The organism is Okeania sp. KiyG1 (assembly GCF_014132355.1).
In the GTDB taxonomy this organism is placed as follows: domain Bacteria; phylum Cyanobacteriota; class Cyanobacteriia; order Cyanobacteriales; family Microcoleaceae; genus Okeania.
In genome coordinates this window covers 1-22,070 of sequence record NZ_BLZO01000001.1, presented here as the reverse complement: position 1 = coordinate 22,070, position 22,070 = coordinate 1, and the positions used below count along the sequence as shown (strand labels likewise).

Genomic DNA, 22,070 nt, shown 5'->3' with positions numbered 1-22,070 from the left:
GTTGAACAGTACGAAATAAAGCTTTAATCTTCATAATCTGTGATTAACGAATAAAAATTAAACTATCTAAGTACTTACGAACTACTTTAATCTGAGAAAGTTCCTAGCTACGCGGAAGTCAAAAGTCAAAAGTCAAAAGTCAAAAGTCAAAAATATTGATTGGTAAGGCTTTTAGGATTTTGTAACTGGTTAGTTATTTCTGCCATCAAATACCCACCATAAAAATTTTTGATTGTGGGTATTCAAAGAGACATGATATTAGTATAATATATCATTCCTCACAATCATGTTTTTTCCTTGTTTCTTCGCTTTATAAAGCCCTCGGTCAGCAGCAAGAATTAAAACTTCACTAGACAATTGTTGATTAGGAACTATGCTAGCAACCCCCATACTGACAGTTACATATCTACTCACATCAGATAAATGATGTACTATTTCTAATAGTCTTACTTGCTGCTGAATTCTTTCTGCGACATGAATACCCCCTTCAATTACAGTATTAGGTAAAATTATGGCAAATTCTTCGCCCCCATAACGCGCCACTAAATCTGCAGGACGTTTCACTGAGCGCTTAATAGCTTGAGCAATTTGCCTTAAACAATAGTCTCCTGTTTGATGGCCATAAGTATCGTTATAGCTTTTAAAATAATCTATATCGCACATAATTATAGTTAGGGGCAACTGTTCCCGTTTCAATACTTGCCACTGTTGACGGAAATATTGATCGAATTCACGACGGTTTGCTACTGCGGTTAAACTATCTATAGTAGCAAGACGCTCCAGTTCTTGATTAGCTATTGACATAGCTGTTTCCATCTGTTTACGATCTGTGATATCTTTCCCTACTGCTACTACACAAGCTTCTCGATCTATATAAATAACTTCTGCGGATAGGAGAGTCGTGATAATTTTCCCGGACTTGGTGCGAAAATTAACTTCTTGGTTTTTGAATTTTCCTTTAACGTTAATATTTTAGTAATGCGACTGCGTTCTTTTGAGTCTACCCAAATTCTTAAATCTATGGTGCTTTGGCTAAGTAATTCCTCTCTGTTATAGCCACTCAAGCTACAAAAACTATTATTTACATCTAGTAACTGTCCTTCTCTGAGGGTACAAATCATCATTGGAGCTGGATTAGTACTAAATGCTTTAGCAAATTTTTCTTCAGATAATCGTAGCGCTAACTCCATTTCTTGGCGTTGAGTTATATCAGTTTGCACACCGATAAAGTGAGTTAGTAGTGTTCCAGTAGTGTCTGGTACCGGAGAAATAGATAGTTGATTCCACCATCTTGTGCTATTCTTACGAGTATTTTGTAAAATCACATTACATTTTCTTTGTTCTTGCAGAGCTATGGAGACTTCTCTCAGAGCAGTTTGATGTGGGTGATGTTTGTGTAAAAATCTAGGGTTTTTACCCATTACTTCTGCTTTTGAATAACCAGTTAGTGTTTCAAAACCTTGATTGACATAAACAATTGGATTATCTGTTTGAGTAGAGTCAGTAATCATTATCCCATTTTGACAAGCATCAATTGCTCTGTGTAATAGTTGTAATTCCTCCTCGGTTTGTTGACGTTCTGAAATCTCTTGTTTGAGTTTAGTATTTTCTTCTTTCAATTTTTGTTTTTGTTTGGTCATCATCATTTGATTTTCTACACGAGCTAATAATTCTTCTATTTGTAGTGGTTTAGTAATATAATCTACTCCTCCCATAGAAAATCCTTTTACTTTATCTACAGAACCGTTGAGAGCGCTAACAAAAATGATAGAAATATCTTTCGTTTTAGGGTTTTCTTTTAAGTGTTGACAAACTTTATAACCATCTATTTCTGGCATCATAATATCTAATAAAATTAAATCTGGTAGTTGTGATTGGATAGCCATTAATGCCATTTCTCCATTGGTTGCTTCCCTAACGTGGTACCCTTTTTTGGAGAGTATTTTAGCTAAAATTCGGAGATTATTAGGTTGGTCGTCCACTACTAAGATATCACCCAAAAATTCTTTAAATTGATTGTTATCCATCATTTTGAGTATATACACTTAAATTATAAATTTACTCTAACTAAATTCATTGAAATATTTCAGTAAAATTATCTAAAAAAGATGATTTTTTCACGTTAGTTATTGTCTAGCAGGTAATTATTATCTACTAAGTCATAGTTGGTAACTATTTTACCTTAATAATTTTCTATATCCAAATACTTGTTAGTAGAGTCTCGAACTGGGCAAATTAAAAACAAGATAATATAGCAATATGATTTTAGTTTTGAGATATTAGAGACTTTTGTTTTAGGTATGGAGGGAATAGGGAATAGGGAACAGGGAAGAAATAAATACATAAGAATTAAGATAACTGCTATATTCTATGCTTTAAAGGAACACTTCAATTCTCACATCTGATTCGGTGATTGCTATAGATCCAATACTTATTAGTTTAGTCTCTACCTGGGCAAATTAAAAACTAGAGAATATTTTAACCCTTTAAAAAATTGACAAAATTATAGTATTGTTATATAATTATTAAATATTTTGGTGTTGCTGATTCTGGGTATGATTTTGCCCCCGAGCAAGCCAAAATTGGGGGAATAAAGCTCTAAAAGTCCCCCAAAATTGGGGGATGCGCGGGGACTTGACCAGAACCAAACAATCGCGCATTCATACTTCAATTCAGCAACGCCTTATTAAAAATTTTATATACAAATTAACCTAATTATTAATATTTAGTTTCTAATGAGTAATATTGTACTAGATGTTCGCGACCTTAAAGTTAAATTTACAACAGAAGAAAAATTACTAAAAGCTGTTGATGGTATATCTTTTGCCGTTAAACGAGGAAAAACTCTAGGAATTGTAGGAGAATCAGGCTCTGGAAAATCTGTTACATCTCTGGCAATTATGGGTTTATTACTAACTAAATCTTGTCAAATTAGCGGTGAAATTTGGTTCAATAATTCTGCTAAAAATGAACAAAATTCTCAACCAATAAATTTATTACAGTTACCAGAAGAACAAAAACAAGAATACCGGGGTGGCAAAATAGCCATGATTTTTCAAGAACCTATGAGTTCTCTTAACCCTGTTTATACCATTGGATTTCAGTTAACAGAAGCTATTAGATTTCATCAAAATATTTCACCACCAGAAGCACGACGTCAAGCAGCATCTCTACTTCAAGAAGTAAAACTTCTACCCAATGATGAAGTTTTGCGAGAAAAATCTATAGAAGAAATAACAGAAGAAGGAAGAAGGATGAAGGATGAAGGAAGAAGGAAGGAGGATGAAGGAATAAGGAAAAAGTCGATAGAAGGAAGAAGTAGTGGCACAAGCGATCGCGAAATTATGCTGCAAGTCAACAAAAAAAAGCTGGCCATGCTAGACCGTTATCCCCACGAACTTTCTGGCGGTCAATTGCAAAGAGTGATGATAGCAATGGCGATTTCTTGTAGTCCTACTTTATTAATTGCAGATGAACCTACGACAGCTTTAGATGTTACAGTGCAGGCGAGAATTTTAGAATTACTCCGGGAGTTAGGAAAACGCAGAGGAATGTCAGTTATATTTATCTCTCACGACTTAGGAGTAATGGCTGAAGTTGCGGACACTATAGCAGTAATGTATCAAGGCAAAATAGTTGAGTCTGGGGAGATAGGACAAATATTTACTCAGCCGCAGCATCCCTACACAAAAGGTTTATTAGCTTGTCGTCCTCCCCTCCATGGAAAAATTTTGCGCTTACCTACTGTTTCTGATTTTATGGAAGAGGTAACAAACTCGAATGGCGAAATTGAAATTAGGGAAAAAGACATAACAGTAACAGCAGAAAAACAAGATGTAGATTTAGCAAAACGAACAACTCCCCAAACAACGGAAAATATCTTACAAGTTAATAATTTGCGAGTAGGGTTCCCAGTCAAAGGAATGTTTGGTCAAACTAAACGTTTATATATGGCAGTTAATGATGTTTCTTTTGCAGTTTCTCCTGGTGAAACTTTGGGTTTAGTGGGAGAGTCTGGTTGTGGTAAAAGTACCTTAGCTAGAGCAATATTACAATTGATTCCTATTACAAGTGGGCAGGTATTTTTTGAGGGTCAAGAAATTACAAACTCTCATGGTAAGTCGGGAATTAAGCAATTGATGCGGAGGTTGCGACGGGATATGCAAATTATTTTTCAAGACCCCTTTAGTTCTCTAGACCCTCGTTTCACTGTTGGCGATGCAGTAATGGAACCAATGTTAATTCATGGCGTAGGTAATAGTTACAAAATTAGACGCGATCGCGCAGCACATTTATTAGAAAGAGTAGGATTAACTGTTGATTCATTAAATCGTTATCCTTATGCTTTTTCTGGTGGCCAACGTCAACGAATTTGTATTGCTCGTGCTTTAGCGTTGAATCCTAAATTGATTATTTGTGATGAGTCTGTTTCAGCTTTAGATGTATCGGTGCAAGCGCAAGTGTTGAATTTGTTTAAAGAGTTGCAAGATGAGTTTGGTTTAACTTACATATTTATTTCCCATGACTTGAGTGTAGTCAAATTTATGAGCGATCGAATTATGGTAATGAATCAAGGTAAAGTTGAAGAAATTGGCCTTGCTGAACAAGTTTATAATCAACCGCAACGAGAGTATACGCGACAACTTATTGCTTCTATTCCTACTGGAAATTTAGAGAGGTTCAAGGTTTCGTAATTAATTGATAATGGATAATTGATAATTGATAATTACCTCTGGTTAAAACCGCTCTTGATTGAAAATAAGGAAATATTATTTCTTCTCTTGGTCGATTGGGTATGGTTAGGAAACCCATCCATCCCACCCTTCGGAAAGCTACGCTAACGACCGCTTTTTTCCCCTTAAAAGGGGAGGCTTTAAACCTAAATTATTTAATTATTTAATTATTAATTCTTCGGTAATTTTAGAAGTCATTTCAGTTATCAGTTAAAGGTAGGCAACAGGCAAAAGGTAATAGACAACAGGGAATATAGGAATAAATAGTCTTATACCAATTCTCATGCATTATTGCAATACTTGGGCAATACTTCAGTTGTCAATTAATCAGCACAAGAAAAATCACTTTTTTGCTAATTTTAGCTTGCGTTAATGTTAATTATTCTTATGTTTGTTTCTCCCTGTAGGGACGTTGCATGCAACGTCCCTACCTACTCCCCTGCTCAACAAAATGTATATCAATGTGCGCTTGCATATTTACAAATTACAAGAACTGTCCAATAGTCCAGTAGTGGACTGTTTCATCTTAAATGTTGCAATAGAAAAGTGTCTAGAGATTGCTTCACTGTCGTTCGCAATGACAAATCTAATGCACTATTTTAGATGAAACAGTCCAGTAGGGTGTGTTACGCTGACGCTAACACACCGAAAATTCTAGATGGTGCGTTACATTTCATTAACGCACCCTACTGGACTACTAATTTTTTTACTATTCCCTATTCCCTATTCCCTATTCCCTAGCGCGTAGCGCTATATAATAAAAAATAACTAAAATATAAGAGATTAAATAATTATGATTGAGATTAAATAATTATGATTGAATGGTTAATTACTTGAGGAGGTAGTGAAGCGGTTAAATTTATTGCTCAGTGTCGGTCCAGTAGGGTGTGTTAGCGTCAGCGTAACTGAGCGAAAATTAAAATCTAGATGGTGCGTTACATTTCATTAACGCACCCTACTGGACTGGACTGGACTACTAATTTTTTTACTATTCCCTATTCCCTATTCCCTATTCCCTAGCGCGTAGCGCTATATAATGAAAAATAACTAACACATAACAGATGAAATAATTATGATTGAATGGTTAATTACCTGGGGGGGTAGTGAAGCGGTTAAATTTATTGCTCAGGAAGTTATTGGAGAATTAGCTAAGGGTACTGCTGAAGACTATGTTAAAGATTTTTTTAAACAAGGTATTTCTGATGCTATTGGTGGCATAACAAATGGAAAAGTTTTACAAAAAGCTACGGCACAAGCTATTAAATATTTTTTAGATTTGATACAGCAAGAGTTAGAAAATGCTGAATTGAGTGAAGGTGAGTTAAAGAAATATACTAAACCTTTAAAAAAGTTTATTGAAAATAAGTCAGTTTTAGAAGTTTTGGTTAGTGCTTTTGATAATGATATAAAATTTTTGGATACTAAGAAATTAATTACTATTGGGAATGAAATTAATCCACCTTTGCCAGAGGAATTTAACTGGAATTTTGTTGCCGAGCAATATCGGAGAAGGGTGAAAAAGATTATTCGCGAGTCTGATGAATTACGGGAAATCTTAAATGCAGAAAATCTGGAGAAATTGGTAAATCAAAATACGGAAATTAAACCAGAATTTGACCTAGAAAAATATCAGGAGGGAATCCGAGAACAATATGGCAATCTGAAATTAGAAAGTTTAGATACCAGTGGTTATGCCTATAATCAATTGAAATTATGGCGAATGTTTATTCCTCAAAATGTCCGGGAATCTCAGGAATTTCTGCCTCAAGTACATGAAATTCCTAAAGAATATCGGCAGCGATTAAAGGATACTGGGCAGTTTGAGGAAGAACTTTCTCAAGAAAGATTAGAAAGTCTTAGACGCAGATATTTTGAACAGCAGACTCGCTCGGTTTTGGAATTAATAGAAAATAGCAATTATCAATATTTAGTTATTCTGGGGGACCCTGGTTCTGGTAAGTCTACTTTATTACAATATATCGCTCTCCAATGGGCAGAATTATCTCGGAAAGATTTATATTTAGAGCAAATTCCGATATTAATTGAACTACGGACTTATGTTAGAAACCATGATGCTAATAAATGCAAGAATTTTCTGGATTTTCTAGAAAAAGGTAGCGGAATAATTTGTCAATTACCTCAACAGGAACTCGATGCAAAGTTACAAAATGGCGATGCTATTGCGATGTTTGATGGATTGGATGAAGTTTTCGACCCTGCTAAACGAGAGGAAATAATTACTGATATTCATCGGTTTACTAATGTCTATAAAGATGTGCGGGTTATTGTTACTTCGCGGGTGATTGGTTATAAGCCACAAAAACTCCGGGATGCTGAGTTTTATCATTTTATGTTGCAAGATTTGTCAGATGAACAAGTTGAGGATTTTATTCAACGTTGGCATGATTTGACTTATATCGATGAGGGGGAAAGGGAGAGAAAAAGGGAAAGGTTAAAACGAGTAATTAAGGATTCTCCAGCTATTAAAGAATTGTCGGGAAATCCTCTGTTATTAACTATGATGGCTATTCTAAATCGGAATCAAGAATTGCCGAGAGATAGAGCGGAACTTTATAATCAATCTTCCCGGGTTTTATTACATCAATGGGATATGGAAAGGGCATTAATTGATGCAAAAATTGACCCGATAACTATTGACTATAAAGATAAACAGGCAATTTTGCGTCGAGTTGCTCATTTTATGCAGGGGAATACTGCGGGTTTGGCTGGTAATTTGATTTTGGGAGATGATTTAGCAAGGATTATTTCGGAGTATCTAAAAAGTATAGAGATTAATGATGTGAGAAGTGTAGCTAGGGCCTTGATGGAACAGTTGCGGAGTCGGAATTTTGTTTTGTGTTTTGTTGGGGCTGAATATTATGCTTTTGTGCATCGAACTTTTTTAGAATATTTTTGTGCTTGGGAGTTTGTTTGGCAGTTTAAGGAAACTCAGAATATTTCGATAGATGAATTGACAAATGATGTTTTTGGTCAGCACTGGCGGGATGAAAAATGGCATGAAGTTTTGCGGTTAATTTCAGGGATGATTGATGCGAAGTTTGTAGGGGAAGTCATTAGTTATTTGATGGAGCAAGAGGGGGAAGAGGAAAAGTTTTTGAATTTATTTTTGGCTGGCAAGTGTTTGTTTGAAGTTAGGAGTCGTCATAGTATTGGTGACGTGGGGTCTCGCTTATTAAATAGGTTAAAAGATTTGGCTGAGTATGACCGTGGTTATTATTATAAATCTTATAGCAAGGAGAAATACCTAGTTCTTGAAATTCGTACTCAAGCGGTGGAAGTGGTGGCTACAACTTGGAGGGATGATCAAAAAACTTATACTTGGCTCAAACAAAGGGTAGAGTCTGATGATGACTTAGATGTGCGAGGTGAAGCAGTGCGACAAATAGCTACTGGTTGGAAAGATGAACCGGGAATTTTAGAATTACTCAAACAATTGGTAGAGTCTGATGATAAACCGCATGTGCGAGGTGAAGCAGTGCGACAAATAGCTACTGGTTGGAAAGATGAACCGGGAATTTTAGAATTACTCAAACAATGGGTAGAGTCTGATTATGGCTCGTATGTGCGAGAAGAAGTGGTGCGACAAATAGCTACTGGTTGGAAAGATGAACCGGGAATTTTAGAATTACTCAAACAATGGGTAGAGTCTGATGAGAATTGGGATGTGCGAGGTGAAGCAGTGCGACAAATAGCTACTGGTTGGAAAGATGAACCGGGAATTTTAGAATTACTCAAACAATGGGTAGAGTCTGATTATGGCTCGTATGTGCGAGAAGAAGCGGTGCGACAAATAGCTACTGGTTGGAAAGATGAACCGGGAATTTTAGAATTACTCAAACAATGGGTAGAGTCTGATGATGACTCGTATGTGCGAGAAGAAGCGGTGCGACAAATTGCTATTGGTTGGAAAGATGAACCGGGAATTTTAGAATTACTCAAGCAAATGGTAGAATCTGATGATAATAAGTATGTACGACGTGAAGCAGTGCGACAAATAGCTACTGGTTGGAAAGATGAACCGGGAATTTTAGAATTACTCAAGCAAAGGGTAGAGTCTGATGATTACCCAGGTGTACGACTTGAAGCGGTGGAACAAATAGCTACTGGTTGGAAAGATGAACCGGGAATTTTAGAATTACTCAAACAATGGGTAGAGTCTGATGAGAAATCGGATGTGCAAGAAGAAGCGGTGCGACAAATAGCTACTGGTTGGAAAGATGAACCGGGAATTTTAGAATTACTCAAACAAAGGGTAGAGTCTGATGAGAATTGGAATGTGCGATGTGAAGCGGTGCGACAAATAGCCACTGGTTGGAAAGATGAACTGGGAATTTTAGAATTACTCAAACAATGGGTAGAGTCTGATGAGAATTGGGATGTGCGATGTGAAGCGGTGGAACAAATAGCTACTGGTTGGAAAGATGAACCGGGAATTTTAGAATTGTTTTATCATACCGCCCTCAATGACCCCTTTCAACGTGAAGATGTGTTTCAAGACAACCCTCGACAAATAGCACTAGAGGCAATAGTCAAACATTACCCAGACCATCCGCAAACCCTCCCACTATTACAACACAGAGCAGAAAATGACCCAGACGAACAACTGCGGGAGTGGGCAAAAGAGACATTGCAGGAATTAGAGAATTAGTCCAGGTCAGATTTTTCGCTTTTGTTGGGTTGCGCTGTCGCTTAACCCAACCTACCTACTCTATCCGTACATCCGTGCCATAATCCGTGTGAGCCACACTAACTAACCCTCGACGCCCGTAATTGCCCACAAGCGGCATCAGCTTCTAAACCACGGGAATAACGAACGCTAACTGCTATATGTTTTTCTTCAAGAGCATTAACAAAAGCGTTGATATCTTCTCCTGTTGGTCTTTGATAGTCAACTTCACTAATAGGATTATAGGGAATTAAATTAACATGGCACTGAAACCCCCGCAAATTTTTAGCTAATTCTTTAGCATGGTCTGGTAAATCATTAAAACCAGTTAACATCACATACTCAAAACTAATTCTTCGCTTTGTAAGGTTGACATATTCACGACAATCTGCTATCAAATCCCCTAAAGGATAAGATTTAGCACTAGGAATCAGATGTTCCCGCAATCTTTGATTAGAAGCATGAAGACTAACAGCAAGAGTCACTTGCAATTTATGTTCGGCTAATTGACGAATGCGATCGCGAATTCCCACAGTTGAGATAGTTATATTACGTTGTCCAATACCCACATCTTGATTCAGGGACTTCACTGCAGTCAAGACATTTTTAGTATTCAGCAACGGTTCCCCCATTCCCATAAACACAATATGGCTAACTCGTCGCTCAAAATCTTCTTGCACAGTCAGCACCTGGTCGATAATTTCATGTGCTTCTAGGTTCCGCGTAAAGCCTCCTTTACCAGTAGCACAAAAATCACAAGCCATTGGACAACCTACCTGAGAAGAAACACATACAGTTAGACGTTTATGACTAGGAATGCCAACAGTTTCAATAATATTACCGTCTGATAGTTGTAGCAGATATTTAACTGTTTTGTCTGGAGCAACAGAGCGGTAATGTATGGCAGAGCGACCTATGGAAAAATGCTTAATCTCCTCGCGCCATTGTTTGGAAAATACAGTGATATCTGCCAGAGACTTAGCCCCTTTTTGATATATCCATTGATATAATTGTTTGCCTCGATAAGCAGGTTGTCCTTGCTGTTGTACCCACTCTGTTAATTCAGATAAGGATAAGCCTAACAGAGGAGTTTGGGTAGGAGTAATTAAGGATTGAGTCATTTCAGTTATCAGTTATCAGTTAGTAGTTGGGCTTTAGCCCTTACAATACTTACTATAATTGCTCAAGCCCAACTAAGAGCCTAATTATAACTATTCTACCGAACATTATATACCCCCCCTTTAATAGTAGATGATAAACCTCTGAATCGTCAATTATTAATTAACAGGACTTACGCAAATTCAGCTTGAAAACGCAATATGTAGGGGCGTTTGCGGAGCATGACCTTAGGAAATGGCATTCGCCCTTACTGGATTTAGTGTCCGTGCGTAAGTCCTGATTAAATTTCTTTCTCCTCTGGGATTTGAACTCCAAGAAGCTGTTAATGGCCAACAGGCAATATGAAGTTGCAGAAAATAAAATTTTAATCAGAGTTGAGTGTAGATAAAGACGCAAGTTAATGGATTCATTTGCCCCCCTAGCCCCCCAATTTTGGGGGGAATAAAACTCTAAAAGTCCCCCAATTTTGGGGGATTTAGGGGGCTTGACCTGAACCAAACAATCGCGCATTAAATTGATATAACGGATAAAGCAATGAGTTAAAAAATTGGCGTTGGTGAAAAGAGATATGATATCATGTCTGGATAAGAGGGGGATAGAACTCCGTGACCTTTAAGCGACCAAAAAACTTTCTCCTTCTACTCTTGTTTATTCTTCTTTCTTCCCCACTGACTCCTGACTTCCCTTCCCCTCCACCGGAGGGGTTAGGGGTGGGTTGGGAGGGGCGAGGGGTGGGTTGGGAGGGGAGGGGCGAGGGGTTAGGGGTGGGTTGACTCCTAAAGAATTAAGATTAATATCATACACGCGCTTTACCAACGCCAAAAAATTAATCGTTAACATAAAAAAAATAAAATGCAACCCTTTGTGAAAATCAAATACTTTCTCGCTTTTTTATTTCTTTTGAACTCAGCAGTGGTATTTGTTAGCTGCTCTAACACTAAAATTCAATCTCAAAACAACTCCTATGCTATTAACTCCGACCTCAGAGAACAAGATTCTCTAACAATTTGGGCCGAGCAAGGATTTGGATTAGAAGAAGGTAAAGCGATCGCTCAATTAGTTCGAGAGTGGGAACAGGTTTCTGGGGTGAAAACTACTCTTCAGTTAAGACCTTCCCCTCTCGACGATCAGATCGAAACTGCAATTCAAACAGGAAATCCTCCTGATGTAGCATTCATTCGCAGTGGCGGCCTAGGTATAGTTCCTCAGTTAGCCTGGGAAGGAAGGTTGGCAGATTTGACAGATGTTATAGAATCTCTGGAATATTCCTTTAGTCCGTCTGCCCTAGCTACAGTTAACTATCAAAACAATATAACAGGCAAACGCAGCTACTATGCTCTTCCCAACGGGATAAAAACGTTTAATCTTCATTATTGGCAAACTTATCTCGAACCTCTCAGACTCCAGCAAAAGGATATTCCTCAAGATTGGCAGAATTTTTGGCAGTTTTGGCAAGAGGTACGGGAGCGACGGCGCGAGTTAGGGTATGAAGATATTCCCAATTTTTGTCTGACACTATCCAATGCAACTGACGGACAACTGCTCATTTTGCACTTTCTTCACGGTAATAACGTACAAATATTTGATGAAAATGGTAATTTAGTTCTCGATCGCCCCCAAAATCGTCAGGGCACGATCGATGCTCTCACTCAAATTTCTAACTTGTATCAAAACGGCTCTATTTTGCCAGAAGCGATCGCGTGGCGGGGGCCAGATAATAATTTTCAATTTCTGGATAAACAATGCCTATTAGTGGCCAATAACTCTTTCTCAATTCCAGCATTGCAAAAATTACCAGACAACCCTTACAATCAAGCTGCTAAAAACCGTTACTTGAATGAAATTGTCACTCTCCCTAACTGGCCGAACAAGCTAGATGGTAAACCGTTTCAGATGACTCTAGCAATACGAGCTACTGTGATTCCTGCCAATGCCTCCAACATTAAAGATGCCAAACAGTTTATGACTTATTTCTTTCAACCAGAAAATCTCAAATTATGGATCGAAAAGCATAAAGGACGTGCTATTCCACCTATACCAGAACTGTTGAATACTCCCTTTTGGCAGGATGCCGAAGACCCTCATATTTCTGCTCTGCGGGCGATTTATTTGGGACCAACTCAACCTCTACCCAGCGTTATCAGTCCAGCTTATAATGAGGTAGTAAAAGAAAAAATTTGGGCTGAAGCACTAGCGAGCATTATCCAAGATGGTATTTCTCCTGAAGAAGCTGCCGATCGCGCGATTGCTCGAATTCAAAAAATTACTGCTCAATATTAACTGAAAAAACCATGGCATTGCAAATTAGAAAAAGTCTTTTAGTTCAATTAACCAGTTATTTCTCTATTTTGTCTGTTTTGACTATCGGTATAGTTGCCATTGCTGCATACTTCCAAGCAAAACAAGGTATAAGCAAAAGTGTCATCGATCGCTTGACTGTAGCAATAGCTCTAAAAAGCAGCGACCTGAAGCAATGGGTGGATAATCAGATTCAAGATGTCTTCTTGAGCAGTCAGCAGCCAATCATCCGTGAAAATTTAGCAACTATCCTCACTACCGAACCCTCAGAACCTAATTATCAACAGGCCGATCGAGCCATCCGCGAATACCTCAATCACTGGACGAGCATCAAGTCTAACACGCGGGATATGCGCATCACTACTAATGCCAGCTACATTGTTTTCGATCTGCAAAACCCCGAGCTGAAAGGAAGATATCGACCAAACGGGGACCCGGCAACCTTTTTGACTCCCGAAATGGCCAATACAGTCGTTCCCAATTTCTATATTTCCCCCAAGACAGGAAAAGCAACTATTACCTTTGCTACTCCTATTTTTGACACAGAAAATATCCGGATGGGAGCGCTCGCAGTCGATCTGCGTCTAGGAAATATTGATGCTATCATCCGCAATAATACTGGATTAGGAAAAACAGCAGAAACTTATCTAGTAGGACGAGGCAAAAAAGGAGCGATTTTCATATCGGGAGAGAAGAAAAATGAGACAATATCTGACGAGGAAATTTCCAGCGTTGGAATCGATCGTGCTATTGAGCATCAAAGTGGTTATGGATTATACAAAAATTATGCAGGAGTTCCTGTAGTTGGAGTTTATCGTTGGCTGCCCGACCAAAATTTAGCTTTGCTGGCAGAAATTTCTCAAAAAGAGGCATTTGCTCCTGCAAGGCAACTAGCTCGGAATATTACTCTGATTGGCTTGCTTTCTGCGGGGGTTTTGTTGATTGTAGTGTATTTACTCTGCCAACAAATTGTGCGTCCCATAGTTACCATTAGTCGAGCAGCAGAATCTCTAGCAGCAGGAGATTTAAACCAAACTGTTCCTGTGCTTGCTAAGAATGAAGTAGGATTGCTTGCTCAGACCTTCAATCAGATGGCAGCTCAATTGAAGGTATTAGTTGAAGACTTAGAAAAACGAGTTCAAGAGCGAACTGCCGAACTAGCGATCGCTACAGAAAAAGCTGAAGCGGCCAACCAAGCAAAAAGCGCTTTCATTGCCAACATGAGTCACGAGTTACGCTCTCCGTTAAATGCCATTTTGGGTTTTGCCCAAATTATGACTCGTTCTCAAACCCTTCCCCAGGAGCATCTGGAAAATGTCAGTATTATTAGTCGCAGTGGCGAACACCTTCTGACTTTAATTAACAATGTCCTCGACCTTTCTAAAATTGAAGCCGGACGCATTACTCTCAATCAGAAAAACTTTGACCTCCATCGCCTGCTCAACGATATTGAAGATATGCTGCACTTCAAAGCACAAGAAAAAGACTTACAACTTTTGGTCGAGCAGAATAACGATGTTCCTCAATACATCTGCACCGATGAAGTGAAACTACGTCAGGTGTTAATTAATATTATTAATAATGGGATTAAATTTACTTCACAAGGAGGAATTTCTGTCAGAGTAGCTCAAAAGTATCCTCCATCCAATCCCACCCAAATTCTCTTTGAAGTCGAAGATACTGGAGCTGGAATTGCTCCCGAAGAAGTTGACAAACTTTTTGAAGCATTCACTCAAACTGAAACGGGAAAACAAGCTCAAGAAGGAACAGGATTAGGATTACCAATCTCTCGCAAATTTGTCCAACTGATGGGAGGAGATATTCATGTAACATCCCAGATTAATCAAGGAACAATATTTTCCTTTGAAATAGAAGCTAATATTGTCAGCGAAGACGAGATTGTTGATCCCCAAGTTCCCCAACGTCGTATTATTGCCCTGGAACCCAATCAACCCAGATATCGGATTTTAATAGTGGATGATAAACCTCTGAATCGTCAATTATTAATCAAACTGCTTTCTCCTCTTGGATTTGAACTCAAAGAAGCTGTTAATGGCCAACAAGCAATAGAAATATGGGATGATTGGCAACCTCGCTTAATTTGGATGGATATGCGGATGCCAGTGATGGATGGATATGAAGCCACCCAAAAGATTAAAGCTACAACAAAAGGACAAGCTACAACAATAATTGCTCTGACAGCTAGTGTATTGGAAGAAGAAAAAGTAGTGGTATTGTCGGCAGGGTGCGATGATTTTATGAGAAAGCCGTTTCGCTCAGAAGATATCTTTAAAAAGATGGAAGAATATTTAGGAGTGCGCTATGTGTATGAGGAGATTGAGAGTAAACCTCAACAAAAGAAAAAGGAAGAAACCCTCGAATCTATTCAAGAAAAAGTGAGTGTATTATCTGAAGAATTAAAACAACAACTAAGAGATGCTTTGCTGACAGGAAATTTAGCAGGAATTGCTCATACAATTACGACCATTCGCCAATCAGATAATTCTCTAGCTGAAGCGATACAAAAATATTGCGATGGTTTTGAATATGAGAAAATTTTGAATTGGCTGGGTCATTAAGAATGTGGATATCATCAAACAAAATGTTAAACTTATGATATAATTATAATAATATTCAATCATAACTTATGAGTTTCTCGCCAACCAACTCAGAGCATGGCAATATTTTAGTTGTAGACGACACTCCTGCCAATTTACAAATATTAATAAGTTTATTGTCAAAAAAGGGTTACACCGTTCGTCCAATGCCCAGTGGAAAACTGGCTCTGCAAGGCATTCATCTTGATTATCCCGATCTGATATTACTTGATATTTCAATGCCAGAAATGGATGGTTATGAAGTATGTAAGCATTTAAAAGTCGATCCTCGCACTCAAAATATTCCTGTGATTTTTATCAGTGCTCTCGATGATATTTTTGATAAAATTAAAGCATTTGAAGTAGGTGGAATTGATTATATTACTAAACCTTTTCATGCTCAAGAGGTTTTTGTTCGTGTGAAAACCCATATTACTTTATATCGACTCCAGAAACAATTGCAAGAGAAAACCGAAGAGCAAGACCGAGAACTTCAGAATAAAAATCTAATTTTAGAACAAATGGTCAAGCATTTGGATAGTACAAATCAAGAATTAAAAAAGCGCATGGAAGAACTTCAAAAAGCACAATTGCAATTAGTTCAAAGTGAAAAAATGTCAACTTTAGGTCAACTTGTTGCTGGAGTCGCTCACGAAATCAACAATCCTGTTGGGTTTATTGAAGGAAATATCGGTCATGCTTTAGAATACATTGAAGATTTAATTCATTTAGTCACTCTCTATCAAAATAAATTATCTACTCCCGATGCAGAAATTCAAGAATATATTGAAGATATAGAGCTAGATTTTTTAATTGAAGATTGTCCGAAAGCGATCGCCTCAATGAAAACGGGAGTGGAGCGCATTCGTAATATTAGCACTGCATTACGCACTTTTTCCCGTGGGGATAACGATCAAGAAGTTAGTTTTAATATTCACGATGGCATTGATAGCACTTTGTTGATTTTAAAACATCGACTCAAGGATAATGGAGAACATCCAGCGATTGAGGTAATTAAAGAATATGGAGAATTACCAGAAATCAATTGTTTTCCAGGTAAATTAAACCAGGTGTTTATGAATCTAATTGGTAATGCTATTGATGCTTCAGAAGAAAGTAATCTAGGTAAGACTTTTGAGGAGATTGAAGCTAGACCAAATCAGATTACTATTACTACGGAGGTTGACAGTGAAAACCAACAGATAATCATCCGAATTAAAGATAATGGCGTGGGTATGAAAGAGGAAGTGAAGCAAAAGATATTCGACCATTTATTTACGACCAAAGGAGTAGGTAAAGGTACGGGTTTAGGTTTATCAATTTCCCGTCAAATAGTAGAAGAAAAACATGGAGGAAAACTTACTTTTAATTCAGTACTAGGGGGAAGGTGCGGAGTTTGTAATTGCTTTACCCAGGCATTAACGAAGTCAGAAGTCAGAATTCAGAATTCAGAAGTTATTTTTGTGGGAAATTGAAGGTAAAAACTAACAGATAATCATCGGAATTAGAGATAATGGCATGGGAATGAGTGAGGAGGTCAAAGCTCAAATATTCGGGCATTTATTTACGACAAAAGGAGTAGTTCAATAATTGATAATTGATAATGGATAATTGATAATTACCTCTCCCTAAAAGGAAAATTTTTTCTCTCTTGGTCGATTGGATATGGCGAGGAGACCTCGCCATCCCTCGACCGCTTGTTTCTCCTTGCTCATGAGAGGCTTTAAACCTTAATTATTCGGTAAAGGTACGGGTAATGGTCGATAAATTTCCCGGCAAATTGTAGTTGAAAAACATGAGTTCAACAATGAATAATGAATAATGAATAATTACCTCACTAGGGGAAGGTACGGAATTTGTAATTGCTTTACCGAAAAATTGTGGTCTAATACCAGTTTGATAAATCTTTACTACAAATAGCTAGGGTATTTCTTATAATTTCCTGTAGAGCTTCCCGTAGAGTGGGATGGCGAGGAAACCTTGCCATATCCAATCGACCAAGAGAAAATAAATTTCAGTATTTCAAGCCTCCTTATTGCAGAGGTACTGATAACTGATAACTGATAACTGATAACTGATAACTGATAACTGAAATGACCATTAAACTACCAGGATATCAAATAAACGAACAGCTATACGAAGGCACTCGTACCTTAGTTTATCGAGGCATTCGATCGACAGACTCCCAAAAAGTTGCGCTCAAATTTATGCGTAACGAATATCCCACTTTTAACGAACTGTTACACTTCCGCAACCAATATACTATTACCAAAAACCTGGATGTGCCGGGAATTATCAAATCCTTAAATTTAGAAACATATCGCAATGGTTATGCCTTAGTAATGGAAGACATCGGGGCCTTATCTCTAGACAAATATAACTCATTAGACTTAGAAACTTGTTTGAATATCGCCATTCAATTAGCAGATATTTTACATCAATTATATCAAAATCGAATTATTCATAAAGATATTAAACCAGCAAATATACTGATTCATCCCCAGACTCAACAAGTAAAATTAATAGATTTTAGTATTGCCTCTCTACTGCCTTTTGAAACGAGTGAAATCCAAAATCCCAATGTATTAGAAGGAACTTTGGCTTATATATCTCCAGAACAAACTGGACGCATGAATAGAGGAATAGACTATCGTAGCGACTTCTATTCTCTGGGGGTAAGTTTATATCAGCTATTGACAGGAGAATTACCCTTTACCAGTGACGACCCAATGGAATTAGTACATTGTCATATATCCAAACAACCTCCACCATTAACAGCAGAAATACCTAAAGTAGTATCAGAAATTCTGATGAAATTAATGGCAAAAAATGCCGAAGAACGCTATCAGAATGCTTTTGGTTTAAAATACGACCTAGAAAAATGTCTGACTCAATGGGAAAAGGTGGGGAAAATTGAGACTTTTAAGTTGGGAGAACGGGATATAAGCGATCGCTTTCTCATCCCAGAAAAACTCTACGGAAGGGAAAAAGAAGTCCAAACTCTCCTTAATGCTTTTGATAATGTTACTCAACGCCACAGCGAAATTTTCATGGTAGCGGGCTATTCAGGAGTGGGTAAAACCGCCGTCGTCAATGAAGTTCACAAACCTATCGTCAGGCAGCGGGGCTATTTCATCAAAGGAAAATTCGACCAGTTCAATCGAAATATTCCTTTCAGTGCTTTTGTGATGGCATTCCGGGATTTAATGGGGCAGTTGTTGAGCGAAAGCGATATAAAGCTTGATGAGTGGAAGGCAAAAATCCTTAATGTTGTAGGGGAGAATGGGCAAGTTCTTATCGAAGTGATTCCAGAGTTAGAGAAGATTATTGGCGAGCAAACAAGGGTTCCTGAGTTGTCGGGAAGTGCAGCCCAAAATCGCTTTAACTTGTTGTTCCAAAAATTCATTCAGGTATTCGCAACACAAAGTCACCCTTTAGTTATCTTTATTGATGACTTACAGTGGGCAGATACGGCATCTCTAAATTTGATGAAATTGTTAATGAGTGAAGCCTCCAATTCCTATTTATTGATGATAGGAGCATATCGGGAGAATGAGGTGTTTGCAGCTCATCCTTTGATGCTAACCCTAGATGAGATGGGGAAAGCAGATGCCATGATTAACACTATTACATTAGCACCTTTGTCTGAGGATAATATTAATCGTTTAGTGGCGGATACCCTGAGTTGTGATGGGGAAGTGGCTAAACCGTTAACGGAGTTGGTGTATCAGAAGACAAAGGGAAATCCGTTTTTTATTACTCAGTTTTTGTTGGGTCTATATGGGGAAGGTTTAATTCAGTTTGATGGGACATTGGGGCATTGGGAGTGTGACATTGCTGAGGTGAAACAACGAGCGCTTACCGATGATGTGGTGGAGTTTATGGCACAAAGATTGCAAAAGTTGTCTCAAGAAACTCAACAAGTTTTGAAACTGGCTGCTTGTATTGGTAATCAGTTTGATTTAGTTACTTTGGCAATTGTTTGTGAACAATCGGAAGAAGATATAGCAGATAGTTTGTGGAGAGCTTTGCAGGAGGGATTTATATTACCTCAAAGCGAATTTTATAAGTTTTATTTTGGGGAAGAATTATTGGGCGATCGAGAAAAAAAATCCCAAGCTGTTAATTATAAATTCTTGCATGACCGGGTTCAACAAGCTGCTTACTCTTTGATTGATACGTCTGAAAAACAAGAAACTCATGTAAAAATAGGTCGCTTGCTACTAGAAAAAGTACCACTAAAGCAAAGAAATGAAAAAATATTCGATATAGTCAATCAGCTAAATATGGGATTGGAAAAAATTACCGCTCCCACGGATAAAAAATTATTAGCTTCGCTAAATTTTCAGGCTGGAAACCGAGCTAAATTAGCCACTGCATATATGGCAGCTTTAAATTATTTCGAGATTGGTATAAAATTGCTCCCTACAGATTCTTGGCAACAAGATTATTCTCTCTCTCTAAAGCTTCATGAAAGTGCTGTAGAAGTAGCTTATTTAACAGGTAAAGTAGAGCAGATGAATACCTCTATCGACATTGTTAAAAGTGAGGCTAAATGCCAATTTGATACTGTCAATACACTACAAACTCAAATGCAATTTTATGCAGCCCAAAAAGATTTTATTTGTGCCATTGAGATAGCTCGTAATCTCCTGCAAGAACTTGGTATATTTTTACCAAATTCGCCAAATTTTGAGGATGTCAAGCAAGAATTCTGTAACTTAAAGAATTATATGGCTCAATTCAAGCTAGATGGCATAGCAGATTTACCAGAACTAAATGATCCTCAAAAACTAGCAGCTGCCAATACCCTAATGACTATTGGAGCTTCTGCTATTATTGTTGATAGTAATTTATTTTGGTTTATTATTTTTGAACTGGTTAAAATATCGTTGCAGTATGGTAATTCTCCTTACTCAGCCTATGGATATGTCTGTTATGGAATTTTAGTAAATTTGTTAGAGCAAGATATCGATCAGTTCGATCAGCTTGGTCAACTAAGCTTAAAAATTCTATATCGCTTTGAATCTAATGTTATTAAAACTAAAGTCCTTCAGTTAGTAGGAGCTTACACAACTCATATCAAATTTCATGTCAAGGAAACATTTCAGCTATCGTCAAAAGCTCATATTGCTGGTCTGGAGAATGGAGATTTTGAATTTGCTGGTTATTCAATATTGACAAAATGCCAAAATCTCTACTTTGTTGGTCAAACATTGACTGAGCTCAAATCGGAAATTATCAAAAGTAATCAAGCAATAAACAGCATACATCAAAAAGTTACATTGAGTTGGAATAAAATTTTTGCTCAAGCAGTAGATAAATTATTAGGTCAAATAGATACACCATCTCAGTTAACAAGTAGCTCTTTTAATACTAAGAAAATTTCCCAATCTTTCCTTGAATCTAACGATGGATTTGGCTTGCATTACCTATATTTTCATCAAGCAATTTTAAAATATTTATTTTCTAGTTCTAACCAAGCTTTAGAATTTTCAAAGTTGGCTGAAAAATATTTAGATGCACCCAGAGGATTTCTCACAGAATATGTCTTCCACTTTTATGATTCTTTGATCTACTTAGGTTGTATTAGTCAATCAGCTAATTTGGAAGATTCTATGATTGCGAAGTATTTGGCAAAGGTACAGGAAAATCAAAATAAAATGAAAATCTGGGCATATCATGCTCCTATGAATTTTCAACACAAATACGATTTAGTAGAAGCAGAAAAATGCCGAGTATTAGAAAAAAAACTAGAAGCAATAGAACTATACGACAAAGCTATTTCAGGAGCAAAAGAAAATGAATACCTCCAAGAAGAAGCACTCGCTAACGAACTAGCAGCTAAATTCTATCTTGGTTGGGGCAAAGAAAAAATTGCAGTAACCTATATGCAATCAGCCTACTACTGTTACGCTCGTTGGGGTGCGAAAGCAAAAACAGACGACTTAGAAAAACGCTACCCTTACCTCCTAAAACCCATTCTCGAAAAGCAAAAACTTAGTTTGCTATCCAGTGCCACTTCGATCCATTTAACTCAAGGAACAATTTCCCAAAGCACGACAAGTATGGGAGAAATATTGGATTTAGCCACACTGATGAAAGCATCCCGCACCCTCTCAGAAGATATATCCTTAGAAGGAGCGATCGCTAATTTAATGCAAGTAGTAGTGGAAAATGCTGGCGCAGAAAATGTAGCCTTGATGCTATTTCAAAAACAAGTCTTAATGCTCACAGCTATTGTTACTGCAAAGGGTGGTTGCCAAGTTGAACCTATTCCTGTCGAAACCGGTAATTCAGTACCTTTGAGTATTATCAACAAAGTCAAGCGCACCCAAAAAACTCTAGTATTAGAGAATGCCAACAATGAAACTGCTTATGCAGGAGATACTTATATTCAACAGTATCAACCTCAATCTGTTTTATGCCTACCCTTATTAAACCGCAGTCAAATGATTGGCATTCTGTACCTGGAAAATAATCAAGTGGCAGGAGCATTTACCTGCGAGCGGGTGGAAATTCTCAATTTACTTTGTTCTCAAGCTGCTATCTCCTTAGAAAATGCCAGACTCTATCAAAAATCTCAAAATTATGCCCAACAATTAGAGCAAACACAACTACAACTTGTACAAAGGG

The 22,070-nt window shown here is 37.6% G+C and carries 10 protein-coding genes; 6 read left to right on the top strand and 4 right to left on the bottom strand.

What is annotated here, in order from left to right; genetic code table 11:
- Positions 1 to 258: 258 nt before the first annotated feature.
- A complete protein-coding gene (locus tag SAGCYANO_RS00050) occupies positions 259 to 804 on the bottom strand; it encodes a diguanylate cyclase (RefSeq protein WP_237395413.1) in 546 nt (181 codons plus the stop codon).
- Between the two features lie 65 nt (positions 805 to 869).
- Complete coding sequence (locus SAGCYANO_RS00045; protein WP_202218217.1) at positions 870 to 2,030, bottom strand: response regulator; 1,161 nt, start codon at positions 2,028 to 2,030, stop codon at positions 870 to 872.
- Positions 2,031 to 2,735: 705 nt separating this feature from the next.
- Here SAGCYANO_RS00045 and SAGCYANO_RS00040 point away from each other — a divergent pair.
- Complete coding sequence (locus SAGCYANO_RS00040; RefSeq protein ID WP_202218216.1) at positions 2,736 to 4,694, top strand: ABC transporter ATP-binding protein; 1,959 nt, start codon at positions 2,736 to 2,738, stop codon at positions 4,692 to 4,694.
- Positions 4,695 to 5,805: 1,111 nt separating this feature from the next.
- Positions 5,806 to 9,402, top strand: coding sequence for a HEAT repeat domain-containing protein (locus tag SAGCYANO_RS00035; protein ID WP_202218215.1), 3,597 nt, complete (start codon positions 5,806 to 5,808; stop codon positions 9,400 to 9,402).
- A 98-nt stretch (positions 9,403 to 9,500) separates the two neighbouring features.
- On the opposite strand, the gene rlmN is transcribed toward SAGCYANO_RS00035, so the two are convergent.
- Both rlmN and SAGCYANO_RS00025 read right to left on the bottom strand, forming a co-directional pair.
- Complete coding sequence (gene rlmN, locus SAGCYANO_RS00030) at positions 9,501 to 10,541, bottom strand: 23S rRNA (adenine(2503)-C(2))-methyltransferase RlmN (RefSeq protein WP_202218214.1); 1,041 nt, start codon at positions 10,539 to 10,541, stop codon at positions 9,501 to 9,503.
- 646 nt (positions 10,542 to 11,187) lie between these two features.
- Positions 11,188 to 11,379 carry a hypothetical protein gene (locus SAGCYANO_RS00025; RefSeq protein WP_202218213.1) on the bottom strand — a complete coding sequence of 64 codons (192 nt, stop codon included), beginning with the start codon at positions 11,377 to 11,379 and terminating at the stop codon, positions 11,188 to 11,190.
- Positions 11,380 to 11,451: 72 nt separating this feature from the next.
- Here SAGCYANO_RS00025 and SAGCYANO_RS00020 point away from each other — a divergent pair, with 72 nt between their 5' ends.
- The 4 genes from SAGCYANO_RS00020 to SAGCYANO_RS00005 all read left to right on the top strand — a co-directional run.
- Entirely contained in the window at positions 11,452 to 12,819 is a 1,368-nt protein-coding gene (locus SAGCYANO_RS00020) for an ABC transporter substrate-binding protein (RefSeq protein WP_202218212.1), read from the top strand.
- Between the two features lie 11 nt (positions 12,820 to 12,830).
- The gene (locus SAGCYANO_RS00015; protein WP_237395389.1) at positions 12,831 to 15,416 is read left to right on the top strand and encodes a hybrid sensor histidine kinase/response regulator; all 2,586 of its coding nucleotides are present in this window, start codon (positions 12,831 to 12,833) and stop codon (positions 15,414 to 15,416) included.
- Positions 15,417 to 15,484: 68 nt separating this feature from the next.
- The gene (locus SAGCYANO_RS48885) at positions 15,485 to 16,909 is read left to right on the top strand and encodes a response regulator (RefSeq protein ID WP_307785779.1); all 1,425 of its coding nucleotides are present in this window, start codon (positions 15,485 to 15,487) and stop codon (positions 16,907 to 16,909) included.
- 618 nt (positions 16,910 to 17,527) lie between these two features.
- On the top strand, positions 17,528 to 22,070 hold a 4,543-nt coding region (locus SAGCYANO_RS00005), incomplete at its 3' end, for an AAA family ATPase (protein WP_202218211.1).

What these genes read in the sequence shown, in the direction of transcription:
- SAGCYANO_RS00040 (WP_202218216.1), top strand. Translation starts at nt 2,736, where the DNA reads ATGAGTAATATTGTACTAGATGTTCGCGACCTTAAAGTTAAATTTACA.
- SAGCYANO_RS48885 (WP_307785779.1), top strand. Translation starts at nt 15,485, where the DNA reads ATGAGTTTCTCGCCAACCAACTCAGAGCATGGCAATATTTTAGTTGTA.
- SAGCYANO_RS00050 (WP_237395413.1), bottom strand. Translation starts at nt 804, where the DNA reads ATGTCAATAGCTAATCAAGAACTGGAGCGTCTTGCTACTATAGATAGT.
- SAGCYANO_RS00035 (WP_202218215.1), top strand. Translation starts at nt 5,806, where the DNA reads ATGATTGAATGGTTAATTACCTGGGGGGGTAGTGAAGCGGTTAAATTT.
- SAGCYANO_RS00025 (WP_202218213.1), bottom strand. Translation starts at nt 11,379, where the DNA reads ATGTTAACGATTAATTTTTTGGCGTTGGTAAAGCGCGTGTATGATATT.
- rlmN (WP_202218214.1), bottom strand. Translation starts at nt 10,541, where the DNA reads ATGACTCAATCCTTAATTACTCCTACCCAAACTCCTCTGTTAGGCTTA.
- SAGCYANO_RS00045 (WP_202218217.1), bottom strand. Translation starts at nt 2,030, where the DNA reads ATGATGGATAACAATCAATTTAAAGAATTTTTGGGTGATATCTTAGTA.
- SAGCYANO_RS00015 (WP_237395389.1), top strand. Translation starts at nt 12,831, where the DNA reads ATGGCATTGCAAATTAGAAAAAGTCTTTTAGTTCAATTAACCAGTTAT.